This window comes from Pirellulales bacterium (assembly GCA_019636345.1).
Lineage (GTDB): Bacteria > Planctomycetota > Planctomycetia > Pirellulales > Lacipirellulaceae.
On sequence record JAHBXQ010000001.1, the window covers coordinates 944022 to 966396 of the forward strand.

Sequence of the window (22375 nt, forward strand, 5' to 3'; positions counted from 1 at the left end):
CCCCCTTTGCGGCCATCATCGCAGGCAGCGGCGCATGACGGATCCCTTGCCCCTATCGCTGTTAGCGTCGCCCGGCGACGGCTTGGCCGACGAGCTTGCAGCCCTCGCCGAGCGACTGGTCGCAGCGTTGACGGAAATCGGTCCGTGCGTGGTCGCTTATTCCGGCGGGGTCGACAGCGCGGTCGTGGCCAAGGCGGCCGCAGCGGCGCTTGGGGACCAAGCCCTGGCTGCCACGGGGGTCAGCCCCAGTCTCGCCAGCGGCGAGCTTGACGCCGCCGCCCAACTCGCCGCAGAGATCGGCATTCGCCACGTCGCGATCGCCACCGACGAGTTCGCCCGCGACGGCTATCTCAGCAACGGTCCCGACCGGTGCTTTCACTGCAAGACCGAGCTGTACACGGTGCTCCGCGCTTCGCCGGCGATCGGTTCGGCGCGGACGATCGTCAACGGCGCCAACGCCGACGACTTGCACGAGTTTCGCCCAGGGCTGCAGGCGGCGGCGGAGCACGCGATTCGCAGTCCTCTGGCCGAGCTAGGCCTGGACAAGCGGGCCGTCCGCCGACTGGCGGCCTATTGGGGGTTGGCCGCGTGGGACAAGCCGGCGACGCCGTGTTTGTCCAGCCGCGTCGCCTACGGGGTCAGCGTCACGCCCGAGCGGCTGGCGCGCATCGACAATGCCGAGCAGCACTTGCGGCGGCTTGGCTTTTCGCAGGTGCGAGTCCGGTGCCACGAGAACGACTTGGCACGTGTCGAGGTAAGCGCCGCCGAACTGCCGCGGCTGGCGACTCCGGAGGTCCGCGAGCAGTTGGTTCGTGTCCTGCGCGAAGCGGGATTCAATTTCGTCACGCTCGACCTCGAGGGGTTCCGCACGGGGAGCTTCAAGACCCTCGTTCCCGCGGCGGTGCTGGAGAAGTTCGCCGTACCCGAGGCGGACGGCGCCGAGGTCCCGCGGTGAGCAGAGGTTGCGCAAGCCGCTCAACGGCGGTCGGTCGCTAGGGACCCATCATCGGCTGCAGACCGCGCTGTTTGCGTCGGTCGTTCATCATCCGCATGCCGTCCTCGAACTTGGCGCGCTGGTCCGGGGTGGTCCAGTCGAGCATTTTCTTGCGGAAGGAATCCACCTGAGCGGGCGAGGCGTTGCCGCCGAACGGGGCGCCCCGCCCCCCCGGGTTGCGTTTCTCCATCTCGTCGATCCGGCGATCCAGTTCCTTGTTCCGTTCCTGCGGCGACATCGCCATGAAGCGGTCGTACTCCGACTCGAACCGCTGAAACATCATCGGCATGAACACCGGAGCCATCTGCTCGAACATCGCTTGCCGCTGTTCGGGGGTCGTCCCTTCGAACCGCGACCGCATCAGGTCGCGCATCGCGTTGCGAGTGTCGTCCGACGGCGGGGCCGCGGCGAGGGTCTTGAGTTCGGCGACGAACTTGTCTTCCGACGAGAACCAACCGAGCTGCCAAGCCAGCAGCAGTGCCACGACGAGCGCACCGGCGCCGCTCCCCAGGGATTGTTTGCGCGTCATTGCCGATTGCTCCCTCCGGATTGCCCTACTCGACCGGCGCCGGGACGACGACCGCGTCGACATGCCCGTCGAGATAGGCGTAATTGCGGGCCCCGTCCTCGCCGGGGGGGCCGTGAAATGCCGCGAAGTCGTAGACGATCCACACCGTGCCGCTTCCTCCCGTGACGAACGGACTGGCGAGCACCTGCGGGCGGGTCTTCCCCTCGAACAGCAGCGACGGGTACTCGTAGCTCAACCCCTCGCGCTCAAACCACGTTTCGTATTGCACCGCGGCGGGGTCCGCGGCTTCGGCCTCCGACGGGGTGTAGTAGTCGCCCGGACAATGGAACAACTCGCGATTGTTCTCGCAGAAGGGCGCCAGCACGTCGAAGATCGACGGCAACCCCTCGGAATTCGCCGTCCGAGGCAACCGGGCGGTTTTTGGAAACTTGCCTCGTTCCCCCTGGCGGTCGAGATACTGAGTCAGCGCCAATCCCACCTGGCGCAGGTTGTTCTTGCACTGCGTGCTGCGAGCGGATCGCCGCACCGATTGTACTGCCGGCAGCAGCAGGCCCAGCAGGACTCCGATGATCGCGATCACGACGATCAACTCGACAAGCGTAAAGGCGGTCGCCCTGCCCTTGCCGCAGGCGCCGGCCTGCTGCGTCGGGTTGAAGAAGCAAGTTCTGCACGAGATTCGCATTGCCCCCTCCCCGGGGACTTGCTGCGCACCAAGTCCCCCGTCCGGCACGTCCTGACCCGATGATAGGCATTAACCCGCGAGGACTCCCCAAGTTTCGCAAGAAGCCTCGATCGGAGAAAGTCCGAAAACCGCGAGCAGCCGCTTCAGGTGCGCGCAAACCTTTCCCGCAAGCAGACTTGGGAGACGGCCGACGGCTACCAGAACACGGCGTACAACGCCAGCGTCAGGAGGACGACCACCACGCCGCAGGCCTTCGCCCCGGGCGAGCCTTCGACGTTCATCTTCTCGTTCACCGGCAAGTCGACCGGTTTCGCGAGCGGATTCAGCACGGTCATCGCCGTCAGCACCGCGATCACGGCGAAGAAGCAAATTGCCATGCGGTCGAGAAACGCCATGTCCGGCATGGCGTACTTCAGCCCGCCGTACATCAGCGGGTTGATGACCAATCCCACCGTGCCGGCGCTGCGGGGGGCGCGGTGGACCAACAAGCCGAACAGGAAAATCGCCAGCACGCCCGGCGAGATGAAGCCCTGGAACTCCTGGATGTAGTTGAAGATGTTGCCGAACACGGGCTTGCCCAGGTTCGGGGCGATCAGCAGCGCGATCAGCACGAACACGACCGTGGCGACGCGACCGACGCTCACCAACTCAAACTGCGAAGCTCCTTTGCGGAGGCGGTGGTAGATGTCCATCGTGAAGATCGTCGACGCCGAGTTCAGCATCGACGCCAACGAACTGACGACCGCTCCGAAGATGGACGCCAAGACGAATCCCAGCACGCCGCTGCCTGGCTTGAGCAGGTTCTTCAGCAACGTCGGGAACGCCGCGTCGAAGTCGTAGCCGACGAGCGTGCCGCCTTCCTTGGCGCCCTTCTGTGCGGCGGTCGCGACGAGGTCGGCGTTCAGCGCAGCTAGTTCGTCAGGCGACTTCCCGCCCAGGTCGGGCGTCTCGGTCTCCGCAAGCCGGGCGTTGTTGGCGACGACCTTGGCGACTTCGTCGGGGTAGAACTGGGCGAAGCCGCTGTGGATTTCGACCGTGTCGTCCAGCCCTTCGACAATTGATGCGAGGATCTTCTGGTTCTTCTTCTGTCCCAGGTCGCGCAATTCCGAGTTGTAAAGATTAAACGCCAGAATGCCGGGGATGACGACGACGAACGGGATCAGCAGCTTCAAAAACGCTGCAAAGACGATCCCCTTCTGCCCCTCGGCGAGCGACTTCGAACCCAAGGTGCGTTGGGTGATGTACTGGTTGAGGCCCCAGTAGAAGAAGTTGGGGATCCACAGCCCGACCACCAGCGCCGTCCAGGGGATCTTCTTGTCGGATCGCGGGCGGACCATGTGGAGCTTCCCCTCGGGAAGATCGCCCTGGTTGAGGAGCTTGAATCGCTCGAAGTTGCTCGCCTCGGCAAGTTGCTCGACGGTGACGTTCTTCGGGTCGCGGGCCGACTTGATCAATTCCGCCGGGTCGGCCGAGCCGATCGCCTGCAGGGCCAGATACGCGATCACCCCGCCGCCGACGATCAGCGCGGCGCCTTGGATAAGGTCGGCCCAGGCACACGCCTTCAGCCCCCCCGCGAACACGTACGCGGCCGCCAGGATGCCGATCGTCCAGCAGCCGACGGTGATGTCGCCCCAGTCGAGCCCCAGCCAGTTTTTGTCGGCGAAGAAAACGCTGATGACCTTGGCGCCCGAATAAATGACCGACGCCGTGGGGACCCCCACGAGGATGATCATCGACACGATCGCCATCACCGTGCGGGCAAACGTGTTGTAACGGTATTCGAGGAATTCGGGGATCGTGTAGATGCCGCTCTTAAGGAACTTGGGCAAGAACACGAACGCGACGACCACCAGCGTGATCGCGGCCATCCATTCGTAGCTGGCGATCGCCATCCCCAGCCAGTCGGCCGCCTCGCCGCTCATTCCGACAAACTGCTCGGTCGAGATGTTGGCGGCGATCAGCGAGAACCCGACCAGCCACCACGTGAGCCCGCGCCCGGCGAGGAAGTAGTCCTGGGCGCCATGCTCGCTGTGCGTCTGTTCGCCGCGGCTCTTGAGAAGTCCCACGGCGATCACCGTGACGACGAACCCGACGAACACGAGAATGTCGATACCGTCCATGAATGTGCGCCTTGCAAGGAACCTGCGAAACGGCGCCGGCGGCGGATTTCAAACCGCCTTGCGAGCCCGATCGGCGACCGTCAGACGAGCCTCGAAAGGGCCCATCATAAACGTCGATTTCGCGCAGTGCTACTGCCTTTGGGCCGTCGAGCCGGGGGGCGACAGGATCAGTCCGATGCGGCGTCGCCGGAGGGAGCTCGCGCCATGGCGCGAAGGCGCAAAGAAAGCCGCCGAGAGCCCGGCGCGAACTGGCGTCAATGGAGCGGTCGGACGCCCGAATCCGGTCGAGGGGGGCTACTCCTCGTCGCCGGTCGGCATGCCGAGTTGGCGCATCTTGCGATACAGGTTCGAGCGGTGCAGGCCGAGGCGCTGTGCGGCCGTGGTCATGTTGCCGCGTTGGGCTTCGATCGTTTGGCGGATGAACCGGTCCTGAAACTGCCGGGTCGCCTCGGCGAGGGTCGCTTCGAGATCGACTGCGGGGCCCGACTCCTGCAAACCCGGGTCGAGGAACGCGAGGTCGTCCAGTTCGACGGCCTCTCCGCTCGACAGATACGCCAGCCGCTCGCACACGTTGCGCAGCTCCCGCACATTCCCCGGCCAAGCGTGCTGAGCCAAGCGCCGCCGAGCCGCGGCCGAGAAGCTCGGCGTGCGGCGACCCATGTGAACGCAGAACGACCGCAGGAAGAACTCGGCCAGCAGCAGCACGTCCTCTCCCCGCTCGCGAAGTGCGGGAAGTTCGAGGCTGACCACGTTGAGCCGGAAGAAGAGGTCCTCGCGGAACCGCTTCTGGCGGACCATCGCCCCGAGATCCTGGTTGGTGGCGGCCAGGATGCGGACCTCGGTATGGATCGGCCGCGAGCCGCCGACCCGCACGACGATCTTGTCCTCAAGCACCCGCAGCAGCTTCGCTTGGCCTCCCGGGCTCATGTCGCCGATCTCGTCGAGAAACAGCGTCCCCCCCGAGGCGAGTTCGAATTTGCCGGGGCGCGATTCGCGGGCGTCGGTGAACGCCCCTTTCTCGTGGCCGAACAGTTCGCTCTCGAGGAGCGTCTCGGCGATTGCCGCGCAGTTGACGGCGATGAACGGCTGGTCGCGGCGACGACTGAGGTAATGAATCGAGCGCGCGACGACCTCTTTGCCGGTGCCGTTCTCACCGAGGATGAGGATCGCCAAGTCCGTGTCGGCAATCCGCCGCACCGTGGAGCGGACCGCTTCGATCGCCGGGCTGTGTCCGATGAGTTGCACCCCCTCGGCCGCTTGCTCGACGAGCTTCTGGTGTTTGGTGAGCAGCTCCTCGAAGTGTTGCGTGTTTTCCAGAGCCACTGCGGCGTAGGCGGCCAGCTCGACGAGGCCGCGCTCGTCCTCGTCGCTGAAGTGCCCCTCGCGTTTGTTGAGGACCTCGAAGGCGCCCAGGCAGCGATCGGCGGGGGTAAGCAGGGGGACGCAAATGAGATTGCGCGTGGTGTAGCCGGTCGACTTGTCGACGGTCCGGTCGATCTCGTTCTCGCCCAGTCCGCCGCCGACGCGGCGCGGCTGAAGCGTTTGCACGACTTGGCCGGCGACGCCCGTGTTGTCGGGGATTCGCAGCTCGTCGTCCTTGACCCCCAGGGCCGGGCGGGCGATGAGTTGCCGATTCGTCTTGTCCCACAGGAAGATGCTCGCCCGCTCGGCGCCCAAGAGATCGGCGGCCGTTTCGGCCATCGCCTTGAGGAGCGACTCAGTGCACTCAGCCTGGCCCCAGCGACGGGTGATGTCGAGCAACCGTTCCAACCGCCGGATGCGACGTTGCCGCTGGACCCGGCTGTGGACCGTCTGAAGGGCCGGTTGGAGGACGTCGGCCAACTCTGCGAAGACGGCCGGAGTCGTTCCGGCGGCGGTCAGGGCGTACCCCTCTCCCAGCGGGGCGGCGAGCCAGTCGCCAACGGCGGACTGCCGATTGAGATCGATCGCCTCGGCGGCGGCTTCGGTGGGGAGCAGCTTGGCCGGGGCTCCGCTGGCTGCGACGGCCTCCCACTGCGGGGGATTGGTCCGGACGACCCCGACGACCTTGGCCCCGGCCGCGCCCCGCATCTCGGGGAGGAGCCGGTTGAGGAACGGGAGCAAATCGTCGCTCTCTGCCGTCGATTCGAGGGCGATTTTCGCAAGTTCAGCGAGTTGGAGAGTCTTTTCGGGCATGTTCGGACGGGGCAGGCGCTGCGAAAATGATCGATTACTTCGAGATAGTCGAATCAATTATACAACAGTCCTTGGGAAAGTGTAGCTCAAGTGACTAGCGATCCCAATCATACGGATTAGTACGCCAATTCTCCCTATTCCCAGCGGGAGGAACCGCGGCAGAGACCGTCCTTCGTGGGAACCCCCAAGATCGCCCAAATTGCCCAGGGGCTGCCAGAATCCGCAAGGGAACGCTCAACTACGCGGAGCAGCTCGCTGCCATCCGCGTCCAGCGGCGGTTCTCCGGTCCTGTCTCTTGGCGGGTTAGGCGTCCGTAGCGGTTCCCGTCCGAAGAGCAGGAGGTATTGCTCCGAGTTTCCAGTTCCCCTGCGGGGGGGACGCCGGGCCCCTGTGTCATTATGCGAGACAGTGGTATCTTTCGGGCCCCGGCTGCGCTTAGGTACGCGTGGAGTCGGTTGTTCGATCGTCGCACCTGGGCCGCAGGAGCCAGCCATGGGCATGTTTTCGGGAAAGAAGGGCCTCATCACCGGGGTCTTCAACAAGCAATCGATCGCCTGGGCCATCGCCGAGCGGATCCTGTCCGAGGGGGGCGAATGCGGCTTCTCCTATATGCCGGATAGGCCCGACGACGAGCGGAAGAAGAATCTCAACCGGGTCGAGAAGCTCACCGAGGGGATCGAGGGGGTCAAGTTCCTGTTCCCGATGGACGTCACCAACGACGAGCACATCGCCGCGCTCATGTCGAAGTGCGGCGAAGAATTTGGCAAGCTCGATTTCTTGCTCCACTCGATCGCCTTCGCCCCGCCGGAGGACCTGCGCGGGCCGACGGTCGCCACGAGTCGGGCCGGCTTCAAGCTCGCCATGGAGATCAGCGCCTTCAGCCTGATGGCGATCACCAACGCGGCCAAGGACGTGCTGACCGACGGGGCGAGCGTGCTGACCTTGACCTACTTCGGCGGCGAGAAGTGCGTGCCGGGCTACAACGTGATGGGGGTCTGCAAGGCGGCTCTCGACTCGATCGTGAAGTATCTGGCGTTCGATCTCGGGCCCCGCGGCATTCGCGTGAACGCCCTGTCCGCGGGTCCGTTGCAGACGATCTCCGGCCGTGGGGCCGGGGTCGACGACATGCTGACTCTGTACGAGGCGATGGCCCCCCTGGGACGCAACATCACCCACGACGAGGCGGGCAACTGCGGCGCGTTCCTGCTGAGCGACATGGCCAGCGGCGTCACCGCCGAGATCTTCCACCTCGACGGCGGATACAACGCGATGGGCTCCCCGGGACGGATGATCGAGAAGTATCGCGCTCGGGAGGCGTGAGGGGCGAGCGATAGCGGCGGCGCCGCCGCTGGCGCCGCCAGTCTCGGGACTCGTTTCTTGTCCCGATCGAAAAACCGGGGTAGGTCGTTTCGTGACAACCTTGGTAAATTCTGCAAACCTTGCGGGCGGCAGGAGGTCGTCGCGGCGAGGGACGGCGGGCGTTTTTCTGGCGGTGCGAACCGCGTCGAAATGCGCTGCGTAGGATTTGGCGGTCGCGACCGCCGTCCTCGGCACGCCGGTTGCTTGAGTTGACTTGCGAGTCTGGCGTCGCGCGACGCCAGCGGCGGTACGCCGCCAACGGACAAGGATTCGTCCGCTAACCTACACAGGATCGAGCATGGATGCTCTCACTCGCCGGGCCTGCGGGCCCGTGGCGCGACGGCTCGCGCTGGCTCTGGCCGCTCTCGCGCTGGCCGCTGACGCTTCCCGCGCCCCGGCGGCCGCTTATCGCACGGCGAATTTCACCGTCGACGCGGCGACGCCTCAACTCGCCAAAGAAATCGGCGACGCCGCGGAGAACTGCCGCCGCGTGCTCGCCCTCGAGTGGATCGGCAAGGAACTGCCGCGCTGGTCGCAGCCGTGCCCGATTCAGGCGCGCGTGGCGCCCCATCTCGGCGCCGGGGGCGAAACGAGTTTCATCTTCGACGGGGGCGAGGTCTTCGGCTGGCGGATGCAGGTGCAAGGCTCCCGTGAGCGGGTGCTCGATTCGGTGATCCCGCACGAGGTGACGCACACGATCTTTGCGTCGCATTTTCGTCGTCCCCTGCCCCGTTGGGCCGACGAGGGGGCGTGCACCACGGTCGAGCATGAAAGCGAGATCAACAAGCAGGAGCAGTTGCTGATCGAGTTCCTCACCTCGCGCCGCGGCATTCCGTTCAGCAACATGTTTGCGATGCGCGAGTACCCGCGCGACGTGCTGCCGCTCTACGCCCAGGGGCATTCGCTCGCCCGGTACCTGATCGCCCAGCGCGGCAAGCGGGCGTTCATGCAGTTTCTGGCCGACGGCATGAGCGACGAACACTGGCCGCGGGCGATTCAGAAGCATTACCAATACCAGAACCTGCTGGCGCTGCAGGAGGACTGGCTCGGGTGGGTCCGCGTGGGTTGTCCGCCGGTGAAGCCGCAAGGGGACGTGCTGCTCGCTTCGGCCGAGAGCGACGCCACCGCGACGACTGTGCCGGCTCAGCCGCAAGCGATGGAAGCGACGGCTTCCGCCGTGGCGGAGGAGCCGATCGTGCGGGGGCAGGATCCCGCGGCGCGCGTCGCGGCCGGCGCCAGTCCCCGGCCGTCGCGAGGCGCTTACGCCCACGACCCCTGGTTGTCGGGGACGGCCCCCTATGAGCCCGCTCCCGAGCCGCCCGTGACGCCGACTCCGGAGCAGTTGTTCGGTTCGACCGGCCCGGGCGTCGAGTGGCCCGCTGAACGCCCCGCCCCGACCTCGCCGCAGAACGCGAGCGTGTACGAGGCCATTCGTCAAAGCGACGTCATGCGGCGATGATCTCGATCGACGCTTGCGCCGAGCGCTTTGGAAGCCCGAAATCTTCGAGCTGACAAGGCGCTCGCCTCGGTCAAAGCCCAAGTCGGAACGCCGGCGCGGTCCGCCGGCTCGCGCCCTGTCACCGCGACAGCACGTCGGGCAAGATGAATCGCGTGACGTGGTAGAACACCGGGGCGGCGAAGCAGAGCGAGTCGATGCGGCTCAGGACGCCGCCGTGGCCCTCGACGAAGTTGCCGGTCGCCAGTTCTCCGCGGTCGCGGCGGATCGCGGCCATGGTGATCGACCCCGCGGCGGCCATCGCGGCGATCAGCAGCGACATCGCGGCGCCCTGCCACCAGTGGGGGAACGGCGTCGCCCAGGCGAGCGCGGCGCCGATCACCGCGGTGCTGGCCGCCCCGGCCGCGACCCCTTCCCACGACGTCACGGGGTCGATGTTCGGGGCGATCATGTGCCGTCCCAGCGCCCGGCTCCAGAACCACTGCAGCAGGTCCGAGGCGAGCACCACGGTCACGAAGAACGACAGCAGCCGGGCGTTGGCCGACTGTCCCTGCGGCGGGTTCGGATCGAGAAACAACAGCGCCGGGGCGAAGCTGAGGCAGTAGACGCAAATCATCAGCGCGCACTGCACCTTGGCGATCCGCTCCAGAAATCGGTCTGAGTCGCCCGCAAACGCGCTGCGGGCGGCGATGAACAAGAACGCGTACACGGGAATCAGCCCGCTGAAAAACCCGTAAGTCTCAAAGTACTTGTCCAGGTAAACCAGCACGAACTGCATCGGGGTGAACAGGAAGAAGACCCAGAACAGCGCCCGATGATCGCCGATGCGGGTCGGCGTGAGGGTGACGAACTCGCGCAGGGCCCAAAACGAGATCAGGCCGAACATCGTCACGGTCACCCCCGGGGCGATGAAGGAGACCGCCATCAGGGCGCTGAAGAACCACCAGGCTTGCAGCCGAGAGTTGAACGACTCGATCGCCCGGCGATCGAGCATCGGCGAGTCGCTGCGGCGCAGCCATTGGCCCGCCGCGGTCGCCGCTCCCAACAGCGCCGCAATCGTCGCCAAGAGTCCCCAGCTTTGCAGCATGGTTATGCGTCCTTCAGCCGCAGTACGGCATCGCGGGCCCGGTCGAGGAACTCGTTCTTCGGCTCGCCCGCTTCCAGCCAGAGCGGCGGTCCGAACGTCACGCTCGACAACAACGGAACCGGCAGAAACTCGCCCCGCGGGAGAATCCGATTCATGTTGTTGATGTACACGGGAATCAGTTCCAAATCAGGCCGTTTCTTGGCGATGTAGTAGAGGCCGCTCTTGAATTCGCCCGTCTCGTTCCCCTCGCCGCGGCCCCCCTCGGGGAACAGGATCAGCGAGTGGGTGCGGCCGATCTCGCGGAGCATGAGGTCGACCGGACTTTGGTGAACCTTGATCTCGGTGCGGTCGATCAACAAGGCGTTGAACACCTTGGCGAGCTTACGCCGGATCGGCCCTCCGACCCAGTAGTCTTTCGCCGCGACCGGCCGGGTGAGCCGCCGCACCTGGTTGGGGAGGCTCGACCAGACGAGGATCGCGTCGAGATGGCTGGTGTGGTTGGCAAAATAAACCCGTTGGCAGACGTCGGGCTGCGAATCGACCCACCGCACGCTCGCCCCGCTGATGAAGCGGGCGATCCAGGTTAGCAGCGTTTCGGTGAACATCGAGGGGGGCGGACCGCGTCGCGAGGGGGGCAAACCTTCATGGTAACTCCCCGGCCGGGGGGAAGGGAGGCTCGCCGCGGCCGGGCGGATCATGCCAATTGTGCAACGACGGGCCCCTGGGATCGTCGCGATGCGCACCCCAAGGAGCGCCGCAGGGGCTCTCTGCGCTCAACTCCAGCTGTCCTGCTCTGGTCTCAGTATGCAAAAGTCCAGGGGGAGTTCAGGTCCGGTGCATATTTCGTAGCGTGGCGGAGGGCCAGGTCGAGACGTTTGACGACGACTCGCGTCGCGGAAGCGCCTTGGACTCGTAGATCGACTCGATCAGCCGCTGGTAACCGGCGATCATCCCGGCGAGCGACCATCGCGATTCCACGAGCTCGCGTCCCGCGGCGCCAAGGCTGGCCCGCAACTGGTCGTCGGCCAGAAGCTTGAGCGTGGCGACGACGAACGCCGACTCGTCCCCCGCAGGAAACAACAGCCCCGTGGCGCCGTCGACGACCGTCTCGGCGACCGAGCCGACCCGCGCGGCGACGACCGGTTTGCCGCAAGCGAGGGCCTCGAGGATCGACACCGGGCTCGCTTCGTTGTGCGAGGTGAGGGCCAGCACGTCGATCGCGGCGAGCAACTCCGGGACGTCGCTCCGCGAGCCGAGGAAGCTGACCGACGGGGCGATCTCCAACTCCGCGACCAGCGACTCCAGCCCCGCGCGGCAAGGTCCGTCGCCGACGACGAGGAACCGCGCGGCGGGGCGCTCGGCCAGAATCCGCTTGGCGCCGCGGAGGAACAGCTCGTGGTTTTTCTCCGGCCGCAGCGCGGCGAGGATTCCCACGACCGGCGTTTCCGGAGCGATGCCCAGCGAGGCGCGCATGGCGGTCGCGTCGCGCGGGGCGAAGCGGGCCGTATCGACGCCGTTGTAAATGCAGTGGACCTTCGCGCGGGGGAAGCCCTCGAAGTCGACCAGGAAGTCGGCGTGCGCGTCGGCCACCCCGATGAAGGCGTCGGTCCAGCGGGTGAGCATGCGATTAAGCCGCCCGACCCCGTCGGGCCAGCCGGTGCTATGGAGCGCCGACGCGACGACCGGCACGCCCGCAAGTCGCGCGGCGATGCGGCCCCAGAACATCTTGTCCCCGGCGCCGACGGTGACGACCGCGTCGGCTCGGCGACAACGGAGCAGCCGGATCAACCGCGGCAGCACGCGGAGGTCGTATTTCGACGCGAGCAACCGGCTATGGACCGGCAGCTCCGCGGCGAGCAGCTCGCCGAGCGGGCCGGGCTCTTTCAGGCAGACGATCTCCGGGGCGAACCGCGTGCGATCAAGCCCGCGCACGAGGTTCACGAGCAGCGTCTCCGCGCCCCCGACGGGAAGGCTCGTGGCGAGGAACGTCACGTTCAAGGGGCGAGGGGACATGGCACGTCGTCGGCGGATTCGGAAGGACAGGGGGCGATCGCTCACACGCCGGCCGGAAGGCGACGCGCCGGGAGCAGCGCGCGAATCTTCTCCAGGCCGTCGAGGGCGAGTTGTTTCAGCTTGTCGCGCTCGGCGCGTGAAAACACGAGCGAGGTCGTGGGAGCCAGCAGGATGAGCGCCGCCGTCGCGATCAGCGCCGGCGCGGTTCCAAACACAAGCGCCGCGGGAGTCGCGGCGGCGATCCACACGCCGCGATCGACCTGCATGCCGTGCACGCGACTGAGCGCGAGCGACAACGCCAAGCAGACGGAGGTCGAGATCGCGGTGGCCACGACGGCTCCCAACAGCCCCCACATCGGCAAGAGCATGAAGTTGAGGATGACGTTGACGACCAATCCGCACGCCAGCGGGGCGGTCGACAAGCGGGTTCGTTCGGCGCACCACAGATAGTTCTGCGAGACCGAATAGATCGCGTACCACATGCACCCGGCCAAGGTCCACGGGAGCACGGCCAGGCCTTCGTCGTAGCGCCCCTGCAGCACCGTGCCGAACAACAGCGGCCCGGCGGCCAACACCGCGCCGCCGCACGCGAGCATGCCCAGCGAGGTCAGTTTGACGGCCAAGGCCATGCGGAACGACACCGACTCGCGGCGGCCTGCTTCCCAGTCGTGACTGAGGTGCGGCATGATCAGGCCGCTCAGCAGATCGGCGACCGACACCAGCAGCAGCGGCACGATGCGGCTGCTGTGGTAGTGGCCCACCTGCTCCAGCGCTTCCGCGGGGCTCATGCCGGAGCAATGAATGATCATGTACCGGTCCACCAGCGCAAACAGGTGGGTCAGCAGATTCGTCACCCAGAGGAAGAAGGCGAACCGCAGCAGCTTGGGCCAGAACTCGCGCTGGGGGAGCGCATCGACGGCGGGCTCAAGGCCGCGAAACCCGGGCCAAGCCCAGACGAGCGCCCCCAGCGAGGCCGCCAGGCACGCGGCGCCGTAGGCGGTGATGATGTCGCTGACCGATTGCCCGCGCCACAGCATTGCCAGCGAGACGACCGCGAACAACAGACTCTGGACGAGATTCATCGCCGAAACGACGCGGTACAGCCGCAAGGCGGTCAGCACCGAGGTGACGGTATGGTGAAGGATGATCGCCCCCAAGCACAGGCTCATGCCGCGCACCACGGGGGCGTTGTCCGCCTCGCCGAAAACGAACACGGCCAGCGGTCCGGGGAGCAGTGCGGCCAACAGCATGGCAATTCCCGCGCAACCGACCGTCCACGCCGTCGCCCGCCGGAGGAACGTCCGCAGGTGGCCCCGCGCCCGGTAGTGCTCGGCATAGCGACCGAACGACCCTGGCACGCCGAGCACCGCCAGCGGCGCCGCGAACAACAGAAAGCTGTACGCCATCTCCCATTGCCCGAGGACCTCGGGGCTGAGCCAGCGGCAGAACAGGATCCCGCGCCCGAAGCCGACCGAGCGCTGAATCACGGTGACGGCAAGCAAAATGACGACGCTCGCGGCCAAGGTGTCGGCCTTGAGCGTTCGCCGACCGTCGTGCGGAGCGGACGAGTTCACGGGCTTGTGGGCGGGAGACGCCATGGCGGAGTCGAGTAAGCGGGACGGCGATGTTGGCGTGAGCGCGGGCGAGGGAGCTTGGCGGGGCGAGCTAGAAGCCGATTCGATAATCCCCTGCCCGATATCGCTGCACGCCGCGCAGCTTGCGGGGGTCGACGGTCAGCCAGTTGCAGAACTGCGACCAACTGGGATCGCCGTGAATGCGTTGGAGATGAAAGGGGTCGTCGCCGGGCAGGTTGTAACCGCCGTAGGCCGAGCAGACCCCCCAGAACCCGGCGTGGAACGCAATCCGAAACGCCGCTTCGGAGAGATTCTCGCGAAGCCCGAACGGAAAGGCGAAATATCGGACCGGCCGTTCGATCAGCAGTTCCAGATCGTGCTTCGAGCCGACGATCTCGTCGTAGAGTCGGGACTCGTCGGCGATCGCCCCCAAGTCGGCGTGCGAGCGGGTGTGAGCCCCGATTTCGACCCCGGCGCGGGCAAGCTCTTGAATTTCCTGGGGAGTGTTCGGCGCGAGTTTCAGCCCCACGTTCTTGTCATGCTCGAACGGTTTGCCCGTGAGAACGTGCTCCGTCGCCACGAAGTACGCGAACGGAACCTGCTGGTCGATCAGCCAGGGGATCGCCGCCTGCATGTTGTCGGCGTAGCCGTCGTCGAACGTGATGCAGACCACCGGTTCGCTGCTGTGGCCGCGGGCGATGCGCTGTTGAGCGTCGACGAGCGAGACGATTTCGTACCGTTCGCGGATCCAGCGGATCTGCTTTTGAAATCGTTCGACCGAGATCGTCCAGTCGGTCGGGTGTTCGTCGGCGACGCGGTGGTAGAACAGCGCAATGACCGGCTCGAGCCCCTCGGCGGCGCGGCGGGCGCCTGCTTGGCGGCGCATGGGCAAGCTCGCCAGGTAGTACATCCCCAGGAGCGAGTCGCGACAGGCTTGCGGCAACATCGGTCGAGCCTCGTGGCAGTCGTAACCAGTGATTCGTAAACAATGAGCCCCCGGCCAAGCGAGCCGCGGCGTCCCCGCCCGCGGCAAGCGTCGCCGTCAACCGAACCTTCTCGTCGCCTGCCGGGCGTAGCGCGCCGCCCGTCGTACGGCGCGGCGGGCTTGGTAGCGCGCTTGCGCCCCAAACCGCGGCGGCACGGCAAACAATTCGTGCGTGGCGTGCGGTTCGGCTCGCCAGTGGGCTTTGTAGGGTTCGTCGCCGCGGAGGAGATCGAACCGGCGAACCCCTTCGGCCAGGGCTCGCTTGAGCGTGGCGATCATCGAGAGCCGACCCGGCTCCGCATCTGCGGCGTCAGGATCGAGCCCCCCTTGGTAAGCGAACGCGACCCCGCCGCGACAAAAATGGTACTCGGCCGCCGCGGGGCGCCCCGCGAGTTCCAGCCACGACAATCGCAACTCCCCGGCGGCGAGCAACTGCTCGGCGACGTCGCGGTGAAACGCGGCCCACCGCGGCCAGGAGAAGCACCCTGGCTCGCCCAGCGAGCGTCGTCGGCGTTGGTGCAGGAGCGCCAGCACCTGCCACCCTTCGTCGAAGTCCGTCGGCGATTCGACGAGTCGCCAATTGGCTTGGGGCGAATCGAGCACGCGGGTTTCCAGTCGCCGGAGTTGCTTACGGTGCGACTTCGACTGCAGCGCCAAGAACGAATCCCAATTCCCCGGAAGATCGATCGACCAGCACGCCGGTCCTGGGCGCCGCTCCAGCAGCGCTCCGCGCTCGGAGAGCGCGACCGCCAGGGCCGCCACGGCTTCGTCGGCGTCGTCGATCGCGTCGAACTGCAACAGATCCCAGTCGCCGTCATGCATCAACTGCGAGGCCAACTCCGCGGCCGCGGCCCGTGCGCGTCCCGGTCGAGCGAGCAATCCGAGGTGATCGCTGCACACCTCGCCGTCGCCGAGCAATCGCACCGTGCGTCCGGCGACGGGATGGGAGTCGACGTAGCAAGGCAACGCCGCCGCGAGCTGCGGTTCGCCGACCCCGTCGTCGTCGATCGCCAGCAGCACGCGCAGCGTCTTGCGACGTCGCGGGTCGCGCTCGCCGTAGTGCTTCCACCACGTCGACAGCCAGCGCCACGTGCGGAACGTGCAGTCTCCGGCCAAGCCGTCCCATTGAGACTGCCAGCGTTGCCAGGCGTTCAGGTTGTCGCAGCAGTCGATTCGCATGGATCGTATCGGTCGTGACGGCGGAACCGGCGGCTCGGAGCGACGCGCCGCAGTGCGCAGCACGACCCCGGTCGCCGGGTCCGTCCCGGTTTGTTCTGTGGCAACCATAGGTCAGCCGCGTCGCGGGGGGACGGTCGAGACCCCTTCGTTCGTTCGGATCGCCGCCGAATGCGCTGGTCGGAAGGGTGGCCCGGGTCGAAGCGAAGCCTCGGGGCGGCAAACGAGCGCTTGGCCAGCCCGACGAATTCGGGCTGGCTGCAATTCGCCCAAGCCGCCCGCCCGGAGGATCCTCGTGGCCTTTTCGCCTCATCCCCCGAAGAGCCGCACCCCGGCGGTGCGTAAGCTACGCTCCCGTAGCGAGTTATCCGTCCCGCTTTCGGGGGCGGTGCGCACTTCGTGCCCGGAAGGACCAATCCATGTCCGCTGAGTTCGCCCCAATTTGGCCCCCCGCGGCGGCACGAGGCGCCGTCGCGCGGTTTAAGTGGTACGTCCTCGCGCCGACGATCGCGTGCGGCGCGCTGGCGACCGCCTACGCGGCGGTCATGCCGCGGTACTGGCAGGCCTCGCAGGGGCTCGTCGTACGGCAAGAAGCGGTCGGCGGGGCCGATCGTCGGCCTGGGCAGTTCGCCGACCTGTACGAGATGCGCACCCTGCAGGAAACGATCCTCGAACTCGCAAAGAGCCGACAGGTCGTCGAGGCGACCCTCGCCGCGGTCGACGCGGCGATGGGCCCCGAGGCCCCCGTCACGAAGCCGACCGACGAAGCCGTCGACGAATTCCGCGAGCGGCTCAAGATGCTCCCCCCCGGCGGCGCCGAGTTCGGCAAGACCGAGGTGTTTTACTTCCACGTGAAGGACCGCGACCGGCGACGGGCCGTCTTGCTGGTCAGCGAGCTCTGTCGCCAACTCGACTCGCGGTTGCAGGAATTGCGCGAGGAACGCGGCCGCAGCCTCGTCGCGGAACTGGAGCAACAGGTCCTGCTGGCCGAAGAAGGTCATGCGGTCGTGACCAACTCGCTCGAGGAATTTGAAACCTCGGTCGGTTCCGATCTGGGAGAACTGCGGTTGCTTCACTCGGCGTCCAGCGGGCAGAGCGATTTGCGGCTGCAACTGGTCACGCTCGAAGGGGAGGCTCGCCGCTATCAGGCCCAGGCCCGCGACGCAGGGCAACTTCTGGAATTGCTCACGGCGGCCCAGCAGAATCCTGCTCAACTCGTGACCGTTCCCAGCTCGCTGCTGGGGTCGCAGCCGGTGTTGCGGCGGCTCAAGGACGGGTTGGTCGACGCCCAGTTGGCCACGGCCCGCTTGCGGGGGACCCGGTCTGAGGATCATCCGCGGGTTGAGGCGGCCATCGAGGCCGAGGCCCGCATCCGTCGCGACCTCCGCCAGGAACTGGCCGCGGCGATTGAAAATGCGGCGGCGGACCGAGCCCTTGCCAATCAGCGGCAGGCCGACGTCGAGACGCAACTGGCGGACTTGCAGAAACGCCTCACCCGGCTGGCCGAGGAGCGGGCCGTCTACTCGAACCGCGTGGCCGCAGTGGACGACAGTCGCGAGACGCTCAACCGGGCCCGCCAGAAGCTGAACTCCGCCCGGGCGACGGCGGCCTCGGCCCATACGACCAGTCTGGTGACGCCGCTCGATGAACCGGAAACGGGGACGCACCCCGAGGGCCCCGGGCGAGCGATGGTCGCCGGCGCCGGCTGGATCGGCGGGTTCATGCTGGGGTTGGGCGTGCTCATGCTCGCCATCGGCCCCACTTTGGGCGTTCCCCCCACGACGGCCTCCGCGACAGCGGCGCGGCAGCCGAGCGAGTCTCAAACCTCGCACAACAACCAAGCGCACTTCCCTGCGGGGACGCCCCCCGAACCGGCGTCGACCCTCAAGGAAACGACTTGTCCAGCGCCTCGGCGCGCCGTCGCTGCGGTCGCGCTCCAGCCTCCCGCCAAGCAGCCGAAGGCGAGTTCCTCGTCGGCCCCCCCGGTCGTCGCGGTCGAATCGGAGTCGGAGTGGTGGGAACATCCCAAGATCTCTCCTACTCCGGCGGTGCAGGAAGCTTCTCGGCCCTCGCCTCCCGCCGTCGAGAAGCCGGCGTTTGTCGAGAGCCGTCCCGTGGCGCCCGCGCCTCCGACGCCGCCTCCGACTCCGTCGCCGACGTTGCCCCTGGCCGCGACAGAGGTCCCGTCGCCCGTGTTGCCGAGCCCCCCTGGGACCCTCGACTCTGGAGCGTCGAGGGCCTTCGCCGGACAAACCTTGGAGCAACTCGTCGACGCTCTGACCGAGTCGCACTGATCATCGATTCCTGACGGGCGCCGCGTTCGTTGAAACCATGCCAGTCGTGCTTGCCATCCTGGCGCTTGCCGCCCTCGCGTGGGGCGTCGCTCTCGGGCGGCGCTTGCCGATGCTGGCTGCCTGCGCCGCGATGATTGCGCTGGGCTACGTCCTGGGACCCCCGCTGTGGAGCCCCAAGGTCGGCCCCGTGACGCTCACGGTCGATCGCCTGCTGATCGGCGGACTCGCGACGCTGTTCGTTTGGCAGTGGCGCACGGGCGCAGCGCGGTGGCGATCCCTCACCGGCGTCGACCTCGCACTGATCGCCTTGTTGGCCTATCTCACGGTCCGCACGGCGCTCACCCCGGCGCCAGATGCGGTGCGATCGAGCGTCGGCCCGTGGTGGCGGCTGTTGGCGGCGTTCTGGATCCCGGCGGGGTTGTACTTTTTCGCGCGCTCGGCGCAGCTCGATGAAATCAATTGGCGGCGAATGGTGCGCGTGGTGATCGCCTTGGGCGCCTACTTGGCGTTCACGGCCGTTGCTGAAGTGACCAAGCAGTGGTGGGCGGTTTTCCCCCGGTATATCGCCGATCCGACGCTCGGCGAGCACTTCGGTCGTGCCCGTGGCCCGGCCCTCATGTCGGCCAGCTTGGGGGTGTACCTGACCTACGCCTTCTGGGCGGCGTGGCTGTCGTGGCCGTCGGCGAGCCGCTGGGGCCGGACGGTGCTGCTGGCGATGCTGGGAGCGACGGCCCTGGGGGTGTTCCTCACGTTCACCCGCTCGACGTGGCTGGGACTTGCCGGCGGGTTGGCCGTGCTTCCGATCCTGCAGGCGCCGCGCCGGTGGCGGCTCCCCTTGGCCGGGGCATGCGGAATCGCCGTCGTTGCGGGGGGGCTCTTGCTGGGGGGAACCGTGGCCCACATGGGACGTCACGACGCCGCCGGCGCCGAGGCCGGCGCGGCCGAGCATTCCGTCTACCAACGGGCTTCGTTTGTGATCGTCTCGATGCGGATGTTTCGCGACGCCCCGGCGTGGGGGCACGGCTTTGGACGGTTCTATGACAAGAAGCTCCCCTACATCAGCGACCGTTCCCAGCAGATCGAACTCGATTCGATTCGCGGGCTCGATCACCACAACACGTTGCTCAGCATCCTGACCGAAACGGGGCTTGTCGGTTTCGGACTGTACATGACGCTGCTTGTCGCTTGGACGCGTGCGGCATGGGATCTGTGGCGCGACGAGGCGCGCCCGGCTTGGCAGCGGCGTCACGGAGTCTTCACCCTGGGGGTGATCATCGCCTATCTGGCGTCGGCGCTCTTCCACGACCTCACTCTCTCCCCGACTGAGCATTGGATGTTGTTTCTGGCGAGCGGCGTCGCCTCGGGATTGCTGAGCGCCAGTCGCGCGCCGGCGACGAACCGGGCCCCCAGCGTCTCGCCGACGCGCTCCCACAACTGGGAGCCCCTGGCGACGTGAGCCCCCCTCGAACAGCCGCCGCAAAGACCGGATGTCCCCTGGTTCATGACTCGAAGTCAAACCGTTCACCCTCCCTTGCCGACAACCCCAGACGTTTGGCCATGACCGAACTCCAGCAACCGACCTCGCCGCGCGTGCGGCTCTTGGGAATGGACGTCGACGCGCTCGACATGCCGGCCGCCGTCGAACGGGTTTGGCAGTGGTGTCGCGCCGAGGCGAGCTCCGCGTGTCGCTACGTCGTCACCCCCAACGTCGATCATGCGGTCATGCTGCAAACGAGCGGGGCGCTGCGAACCGCGTACGCCGGGGCCGCGCTCGTGCTGGCCGACGGGGCGCCGGTCGTGTGGGCGTCGCGGCTGTTGCGGCGACCGCTGCCGGAACGGGTTGCCGGGAGCGACCTGGCGCCGGCGATCTTCGAACATGCCACGCAGTCGACTCGCGGCGCCGACGCCCCTCCTTTGCGCGTGTTCCTCCTGGGTGCGGCGCCGGGAGTCGCCGATCGGGCCGCAGCGCGGATCACGGCTCGCTGGCCGGGCGTCGAGGTGGTCGGCACGTTGTCGCCGCCGCTGGGGTTTGAACGCGACTCGGTCGAGAACGAGCGGATCCTTGCCGCGGTCGCCGCGGCGGCGCCGGACCTCGTGCTGCTGGGGCTCGGCGCCCCGAAGCAAGAGCTGTGGATTGGCGAGCATGCCCCCCGCTTGCGGGTCAAGGCCGCGCTCTGCATCGGCGCCACGATCGACTTCCTGGCCGGCGAGAAACGCCGCGCTCCACGGTGGATGCAGCGACTGGGGCTCGAATGGTTCCACCGCCTGGCGACCGAGCCGCGCCGGTTGGCCGCCCGCTACGCCCGCGATGCCTGGATCTTTCCGCGACTGGTGTGGCGCGACTGGCGCACCACCCTGTAGCGACCGACTCGGAGACAGTCGCTCGGGACGCATCGCCGCAGAGTTCGCAGCGACCGCGGAGAAGGCGAATCTCAAGCCCCAACAACCAATCCGGATCAATGTGCGCTCATTGGTCATTGGAGCTTGGTCATTGGTCATTGAACCTCGGAAGCCCCCCCTCAGCGTACGCTGCGACCTCCGCGGTGATACGGAACTCCCCCCCTTGCTGCAAACGTTCCCTACAGCGGTCGGCTGCGGCCGCGTATACTGGGGCCGATGAAGCCCAAGCACGCCCTTTGCATTGTCGTCGACGGATTGCGGGCGTCGGCCCTGGGAACCTACGGCAACACCGTCTCGCCGACGCCGGCGATCGACGCCCTGGCGGCCGAGTCGACCGTGTGCGACTGGATGTGGTGCGATTCGCCGCGGCTTGCCGACTTCTACCGTGCAGTTTGGTCGGGGGGCCACGCCGCTTGGCCGGCGCAAGGCGCGGCCGCAGTTCCGCTGCCGGTGCAACTGCGCGACGCGGGAGCGGGGGTCACGCTGCTCACCGACGATCCGCAGTGCGAATCGTTCCTCCCCGTGGCTGCGGTCGACAGTGCGATTCTCGTCGAGGGGCCTGCCGCCGACTCGTCCGCCGCGACGGTCGAGGAGACCGCTTCGTATCGGCTGATCGCAGCGGTGGCCGCGGAAATCGAGGCCGCCGGGGGTGACGCCAGCCAGGCGGCGAGGAATCGTCTGTGGTGGGTTCATGCCAAGGGACTCGCCGGCCCCTGGGACGCCCCCCGCGCGCTACGGGCCGCGCTGCTCGACGAGGAGGACGAAACCCCGTTGCCGGAGTTCGTTCTTCCGCCGCAGGAAGTCGCGACCGACGATCCTGACGAATTGCACGGGTATCGCGTCGCCTATGCGGCGCAAGTCGGGGTGCTGGACGAGTGCCTGGGAGGGCTGCTCGCGGCGACGGAGTCGCTCCTCGGCGAGGCAGAGCTCTTGATCGTACTCGTTGGCGCCCGCGGGTTCGCTCTCGGCGAGCATGGTCGCGTCGGCACGGCCGTCGACGCCCTCTACGGCGAGCGGCTCCATGTCCCCTGCCTGGTTCGTCGGGCCGGGACCGCCGGACCGCAGCCGCGCCGGGCCGCGTTGCTCCAGCCGAACTGGCTCCATGATCTGCTCGGGGAGTGGTTCGCCTCCGAGAGCGGCAGCCCCGCGACGGCAGCTCGGCCAGCGGTCGAAGGAGAGCCTGCGGTCGTCGCGGTGGGCGCCGGAGGCGAGTATGCCATCCGCACGCCCCGCTGGCTCCTCCGCGCTGCGCCCCGCCCCGCCGAATCTGCGGAATCGCTTTCCGCGGTCGAGCTGTTTCTGAAACCCGACGATCGGTGGGAAGCGAATGAAATCGCCGCTCTGTGCCCCGAAGTCGTCGCAGAACTCACGGCCCGGGCGGTCCAATTTGGCCTGACCGAAGAGTCTGCGGCGACGCACTGATCGACGCCGGGCGGTTTCCTGGCCAGCGAGTTGCGTGAATTCTCGCCTCGACGGGAAGGTCGTTCTCGATGATTCGCGAGCTTCGCGGACTCCCGAAATGAGTGCTGGC

Annotated in this window: 17 protein-coding genes; 7 read left to right on the plus strand and 10 right to left on the minus strand. The window is 67.2% G+C overall.

Going from position 1 to position 22375, the window contains the following annotated elements; genetic code table 11:
• Positions 1-34: 34 nt before the first annotated feature.
• Positions 35-955 carry an ATP-dependent sacrificial sulfur transferase LarE gene (gene larE / locus KF688_03660; protein ID MBX3424756.1) on the plus strand — a complete coding sequence of 307 codons (921 nt, stop codon included), beginning with the start codon at positions 35-37 and terminating at the stop codon, positions 953-955.
• A 37-nt stretch (positions 956-992) separates the two neighbouring features.
• On the opposite strand, the gene KF688_03665 is transcribed toward larE, so the two are convergent.
• The 4 genes from KF688_03665 to KF688_03680 form a co-directional block, all read right to left on the minus strand.
• Positions 993-1523 (minus strand): hypothetical protein, encoded by a 531-nt coding sequence (locus KF688_03665; protein ID MBX3424757.1) that lies wholly within the window; start codon positions 1521-1523, stop codon positions 993-995.
• A 25-nt stretch (positions 1524-1548) separates the two neighbouring features.
• A complete protein-coding gene (locus KF688_03670; GenBank protein ID MBX3424758.1) occupies positions 1549-2205 on the minus strand; it encodes a DUF1559 domain-containing protein in 657 nt (218 codons plus the stop codon).
• A gap of 194 nt (positions 2206-2399) precedes the next feature.
• Positions 2400-4325 carry a sodium/solute symporter gene (locus tag KF688_03675; protein ID MBX3424759.1) on the minus strand — a complete coding sequence of 642 codons (1926 nt, stop codon included), beginning with the start codon at positions 4323-4325 and terminating at the stop codon, positions 2400-2402.
• Between the two features lie 294 nt (positions 4326-4619).
• The gene (locus KF688_03680) at positions 4620-6500 is read right to left on the minus strand and encodes a sigma-54-dependent Fis family transcriptional regulator (protein MBX3424760.1); all 1881 of its coding nucleotides are present in this window, start codon (positions 6498-6500) and stop codon (positions 4620-4622) included.
• A gap of 492 nt (positions 6501-6992) precedes the next feature.
• Between KF688_03680 and KF688_03685 the strand changes: the two genes are divergently transcribed.
• Together KF688_03685 and KF688_03690 are read left to right on the plus strand one after the other, a co-directional pair.
• Positions 6993-7820, plus strand: a complete 828-nt coding sequence (locus KF688_03685) for an enoyl-ACP reductase (GenBank protein ID MBX3424761.1) — start codon at positions 6993-6995, stop codon at positions 7818-7820.
• A 337-nt stretch (positions 7821-8157) separates the two neighbouring features.
• On the plus strand, positions 8158-9318 hold the full coding sequence (locus KF688_03690; GenBank protein MBX3424762.1) for a hypothetical protein: 1161 nt from the start codon (positions 8158-8160) through the stop codon (positions 9316-9318).
• Positions 9319-9436: 118 nt separating this feature from the next.
• Here the strand turns inward: KF688_03690 and KF688_03695 are convergent, their stop codons facing one another.
• The 6 genes from KF688_03695 to KF688_03720 all read right to left on the minus strand — a co-directional run bounded on the left by KF688_03695 (position 9437) and on the right by KF688_03720 (position 16153).
• Positions 9437-10402, minus strand: coding sequence for a phosphatidate cytidylyltransferase (locus tag KF688_03695; GenBank protein ID MBX3424763.1), 966 nt, complete (start codon positions 10400-10402; stop codon positions 9437-9439).
• A 2-nt stretch (positions 10403-10404) separates the two neighbouring features.
• Complete coding sequence (locus KF688_03700; GenBank protein MBX3424764.1) at positions 10405-11007, minus strand: 1-acyl-sn-glycerol-3-phosphate acyltransferase; 603 nt, start codon at positions 11005-11007, stop codon at positions 10405-10407.
• A gap of 220 nt (positions 11008-11227) precedes the next feature.
• Positions 11228-12415: a glycosyltransferase gene (locus KF688_03705; GenBank protein ID MBX3424765.1), complete on the minus strand. Its 1188-nt coding sequence runs from the start codon at positions 12413-12415 to the stop codon at positions 11228-11230.
• A gap of 41 nt (positions 12416-12456) precedes the next feature.
• Positions 12457-14013, minus strand: coding sequence for a lipopolysaccharide biosynthesis protein (locus tag KF688_03710; GenBank protein MBX3424766.1), 1557 nt, complete (start codon positions 14011-14013; stop codon positions 12457-12459).
• Between the two features lie 67 nt (positions 14014-14080).
• Positions 14081-14935 (minus strand): polysaccharide deacetylase family protein, encoded by an 855-nt coding sequence (locus KF688_03715; protein ID MBX3424767.1) that lies wholly within the window; start codon positions 14933-14935, stop codon positions 14081-14083.
• Between the two features lie 96 nt (positions 14936-15031).
• Complete coding sequence (locus KF688_03720) at positions 15032-16153, minus strand: GNAT family N-acetyltransferase (GenBank protein ID MBX3424768.1); 1122 nt, start codon at positions 16151-16153, stop codon at positions 15032-15034.
• 416 nt (positions 16154-16569) lie between these two features.
• On the opposite strand from KF688_03720, the gene KF688_03725 reads away from it, so the two are divergent.
• The 4 genes from KF688_03725 (at position 16570) to KF688_03740 (ending at position 22266) form a co-directional block, all read left to right on the plus strand.
• A complete protein-coding gene (locus KF688_03725) occupies positions 16570-18444 on the plus strand; it encodes a hypothetical protein (GenBank protein ID MBX3424769.1) in 1875 nt (624 codons plus the stop codon).
• A gap of 37 nt (positions 18445-18481) precedes the next feature.
• Entirely contained in the window at positions 18482-19900 is a 1419-nt protein-coding gene (locus tag KF688_03730; GenBank protein MBX3424770.1) for an O-antigen ligase family protein, read from the plus strand.
• Between the two features lie 101 nt (positions 19901-20001).
• On the plus strand, positions 20002-20805 hold the full coding sequence (locus KF688_03735) for a WecB/TagA/CpsF family glycosyltransferase (protein MBX3424771.1): 804 nt from the start codon (positions 20002-20004) through the stop codon (positions 20803-20805).
• Between the two features lie 255 nt (positions 20806-21060).
• The gene (locus tag KF688_03740) at positions 21061-22266 is read left to right on the plus strand and encodes a hypothetical protein (GenBank protein ID MBX3424772.1); all 1206 of its coding nucleotides are present in this window, start codon (positions 21061-21063) and stop codon (positions 22264-22266) included.
• Positions 22267-22375 lie beyond the last annotated feature (109 nt).

Excerpts from the sequence above, each read along its gene's own strand:
- larE (MBX3424756.1), top strand. The coding sequence starts at position 35 with ATGACGGATCCCTTGCCCCTATCGCTGTTAGCGTCGCCCGGCGACGGC.
- KF688_03665 (MBX3424757.1), bottom strand. The coding sequence starts at position 1,523 with ATGACGCGCAAACAATCCCTGGGGAGCGGCGCCGGTGCGCTCGTCGTG.
- KF688_03670 (MBX3424758.1), bottom strand. The coding sequence starts at position 2,205 with ATGCGAATCTCGTGCAGAACTTGCTTCTTCAACCCGACGCAGCAGGCC.
- KF688_03675 (MBX3424759.1), bottom strand. The coding sequence starts at position 4,325 with ATGGACGGTATCGACATTCTCGTGTTCGTCGGGTTCGTCGTCACGGTG.
- KF688_03680 (MBX3424760.1), bottom strand. The coding sequence starts at position 6,500 with ATGCCCGAAAAGACTCTCCAACTCGCTGAACTTGCGAAAATCGCCCTC.
- KF688_03685 (MBX3424761.1), top strand. The coding sequence starts at position 6,993 with ATGGGCATGTTTTCGGGAAAGAAGGGCCTCATCACCGGGGTCTTCAAC.
- KF688_03690 (MBX3424762.1), top strand. The coding sequence starts at position 8,158 with ATGGATGCTCTCACTCGCCGGGCCTGCGGGCCCGTGGCGCGACGGCTC.
- KF688_03695 (MBX3424763.1), bottom strand. The coding sequence starts at position 10,402 with ATGCTGCAAAGCTGGGGACTCTTGGCGACGATTGCGGCGCTGTTGGGA.
- KF688_03700 (MBX3424764.1), bottom strand. The coding sequence starts at position 11,007 with ATGTTCACCGAAACGCTGCTAACCTGGATCGCCCGCTTCATCAGCGGG.
- KF688_03705 (MBX3424765.1), bottom strand. The coding sequence starts at position 12,415 with ATGTCCCCTCGCCCCTTGAACGTGACGTTCCTCGCCACGAGCCTTCCC.
- KF688_03710 (MBX3424766.1), bottom strand. The coding sequence starts at position 14,013 with ATGGCGTCTCCCGCCCACAAGCCCGTGAACTCGTCCGCTCCGCACGAC.
- KF688_03715 (MBX3424767.1), bottom strand. The coding sequence starts at position 14,935 with ATGTTGCCGCAAGCCTGTCGCGACTCGCTCCTGGGGATGTACTACCTG.
- KF688_03720 (MBX3424768.1), bottom strand. The coding sequence starts at position 16,153 with ATGCGAATCGACTGCTGCGACAACCTGAACGCCTGGCAACGCTGGCAG.
- KF688_03725 (MBX3424769.1), top strand. The coding sequence starts at position 16,570 with ATGTCCGCTGAGTTCGCCCCAATTTGGCCCCCCGCGGCGGCACGAGGC.
- KF688_03730 (MBX3424770.1), top strand. The coding sequence starts at position 18,482 with ATGCCAGTCGTGCTTGCCATCCTGGCGCTTGCCGCCCTCGCGTGGGGC.
- KF688_03735 (MBX3424771.1), top strand. The coding sequence starts at position 20,002 with ATGACCGAACTCCAGCAACCGACCTCGCCGCGCGTGCGGCTCTTGGGA.
- KF688_03740 (MBX3424772.1), top strand. The coding sequence starts at position 21,061 with ATGAAGCCCAAGCACGCCCTTTGCATTGTCGTCGACGGATTGCGGGCG.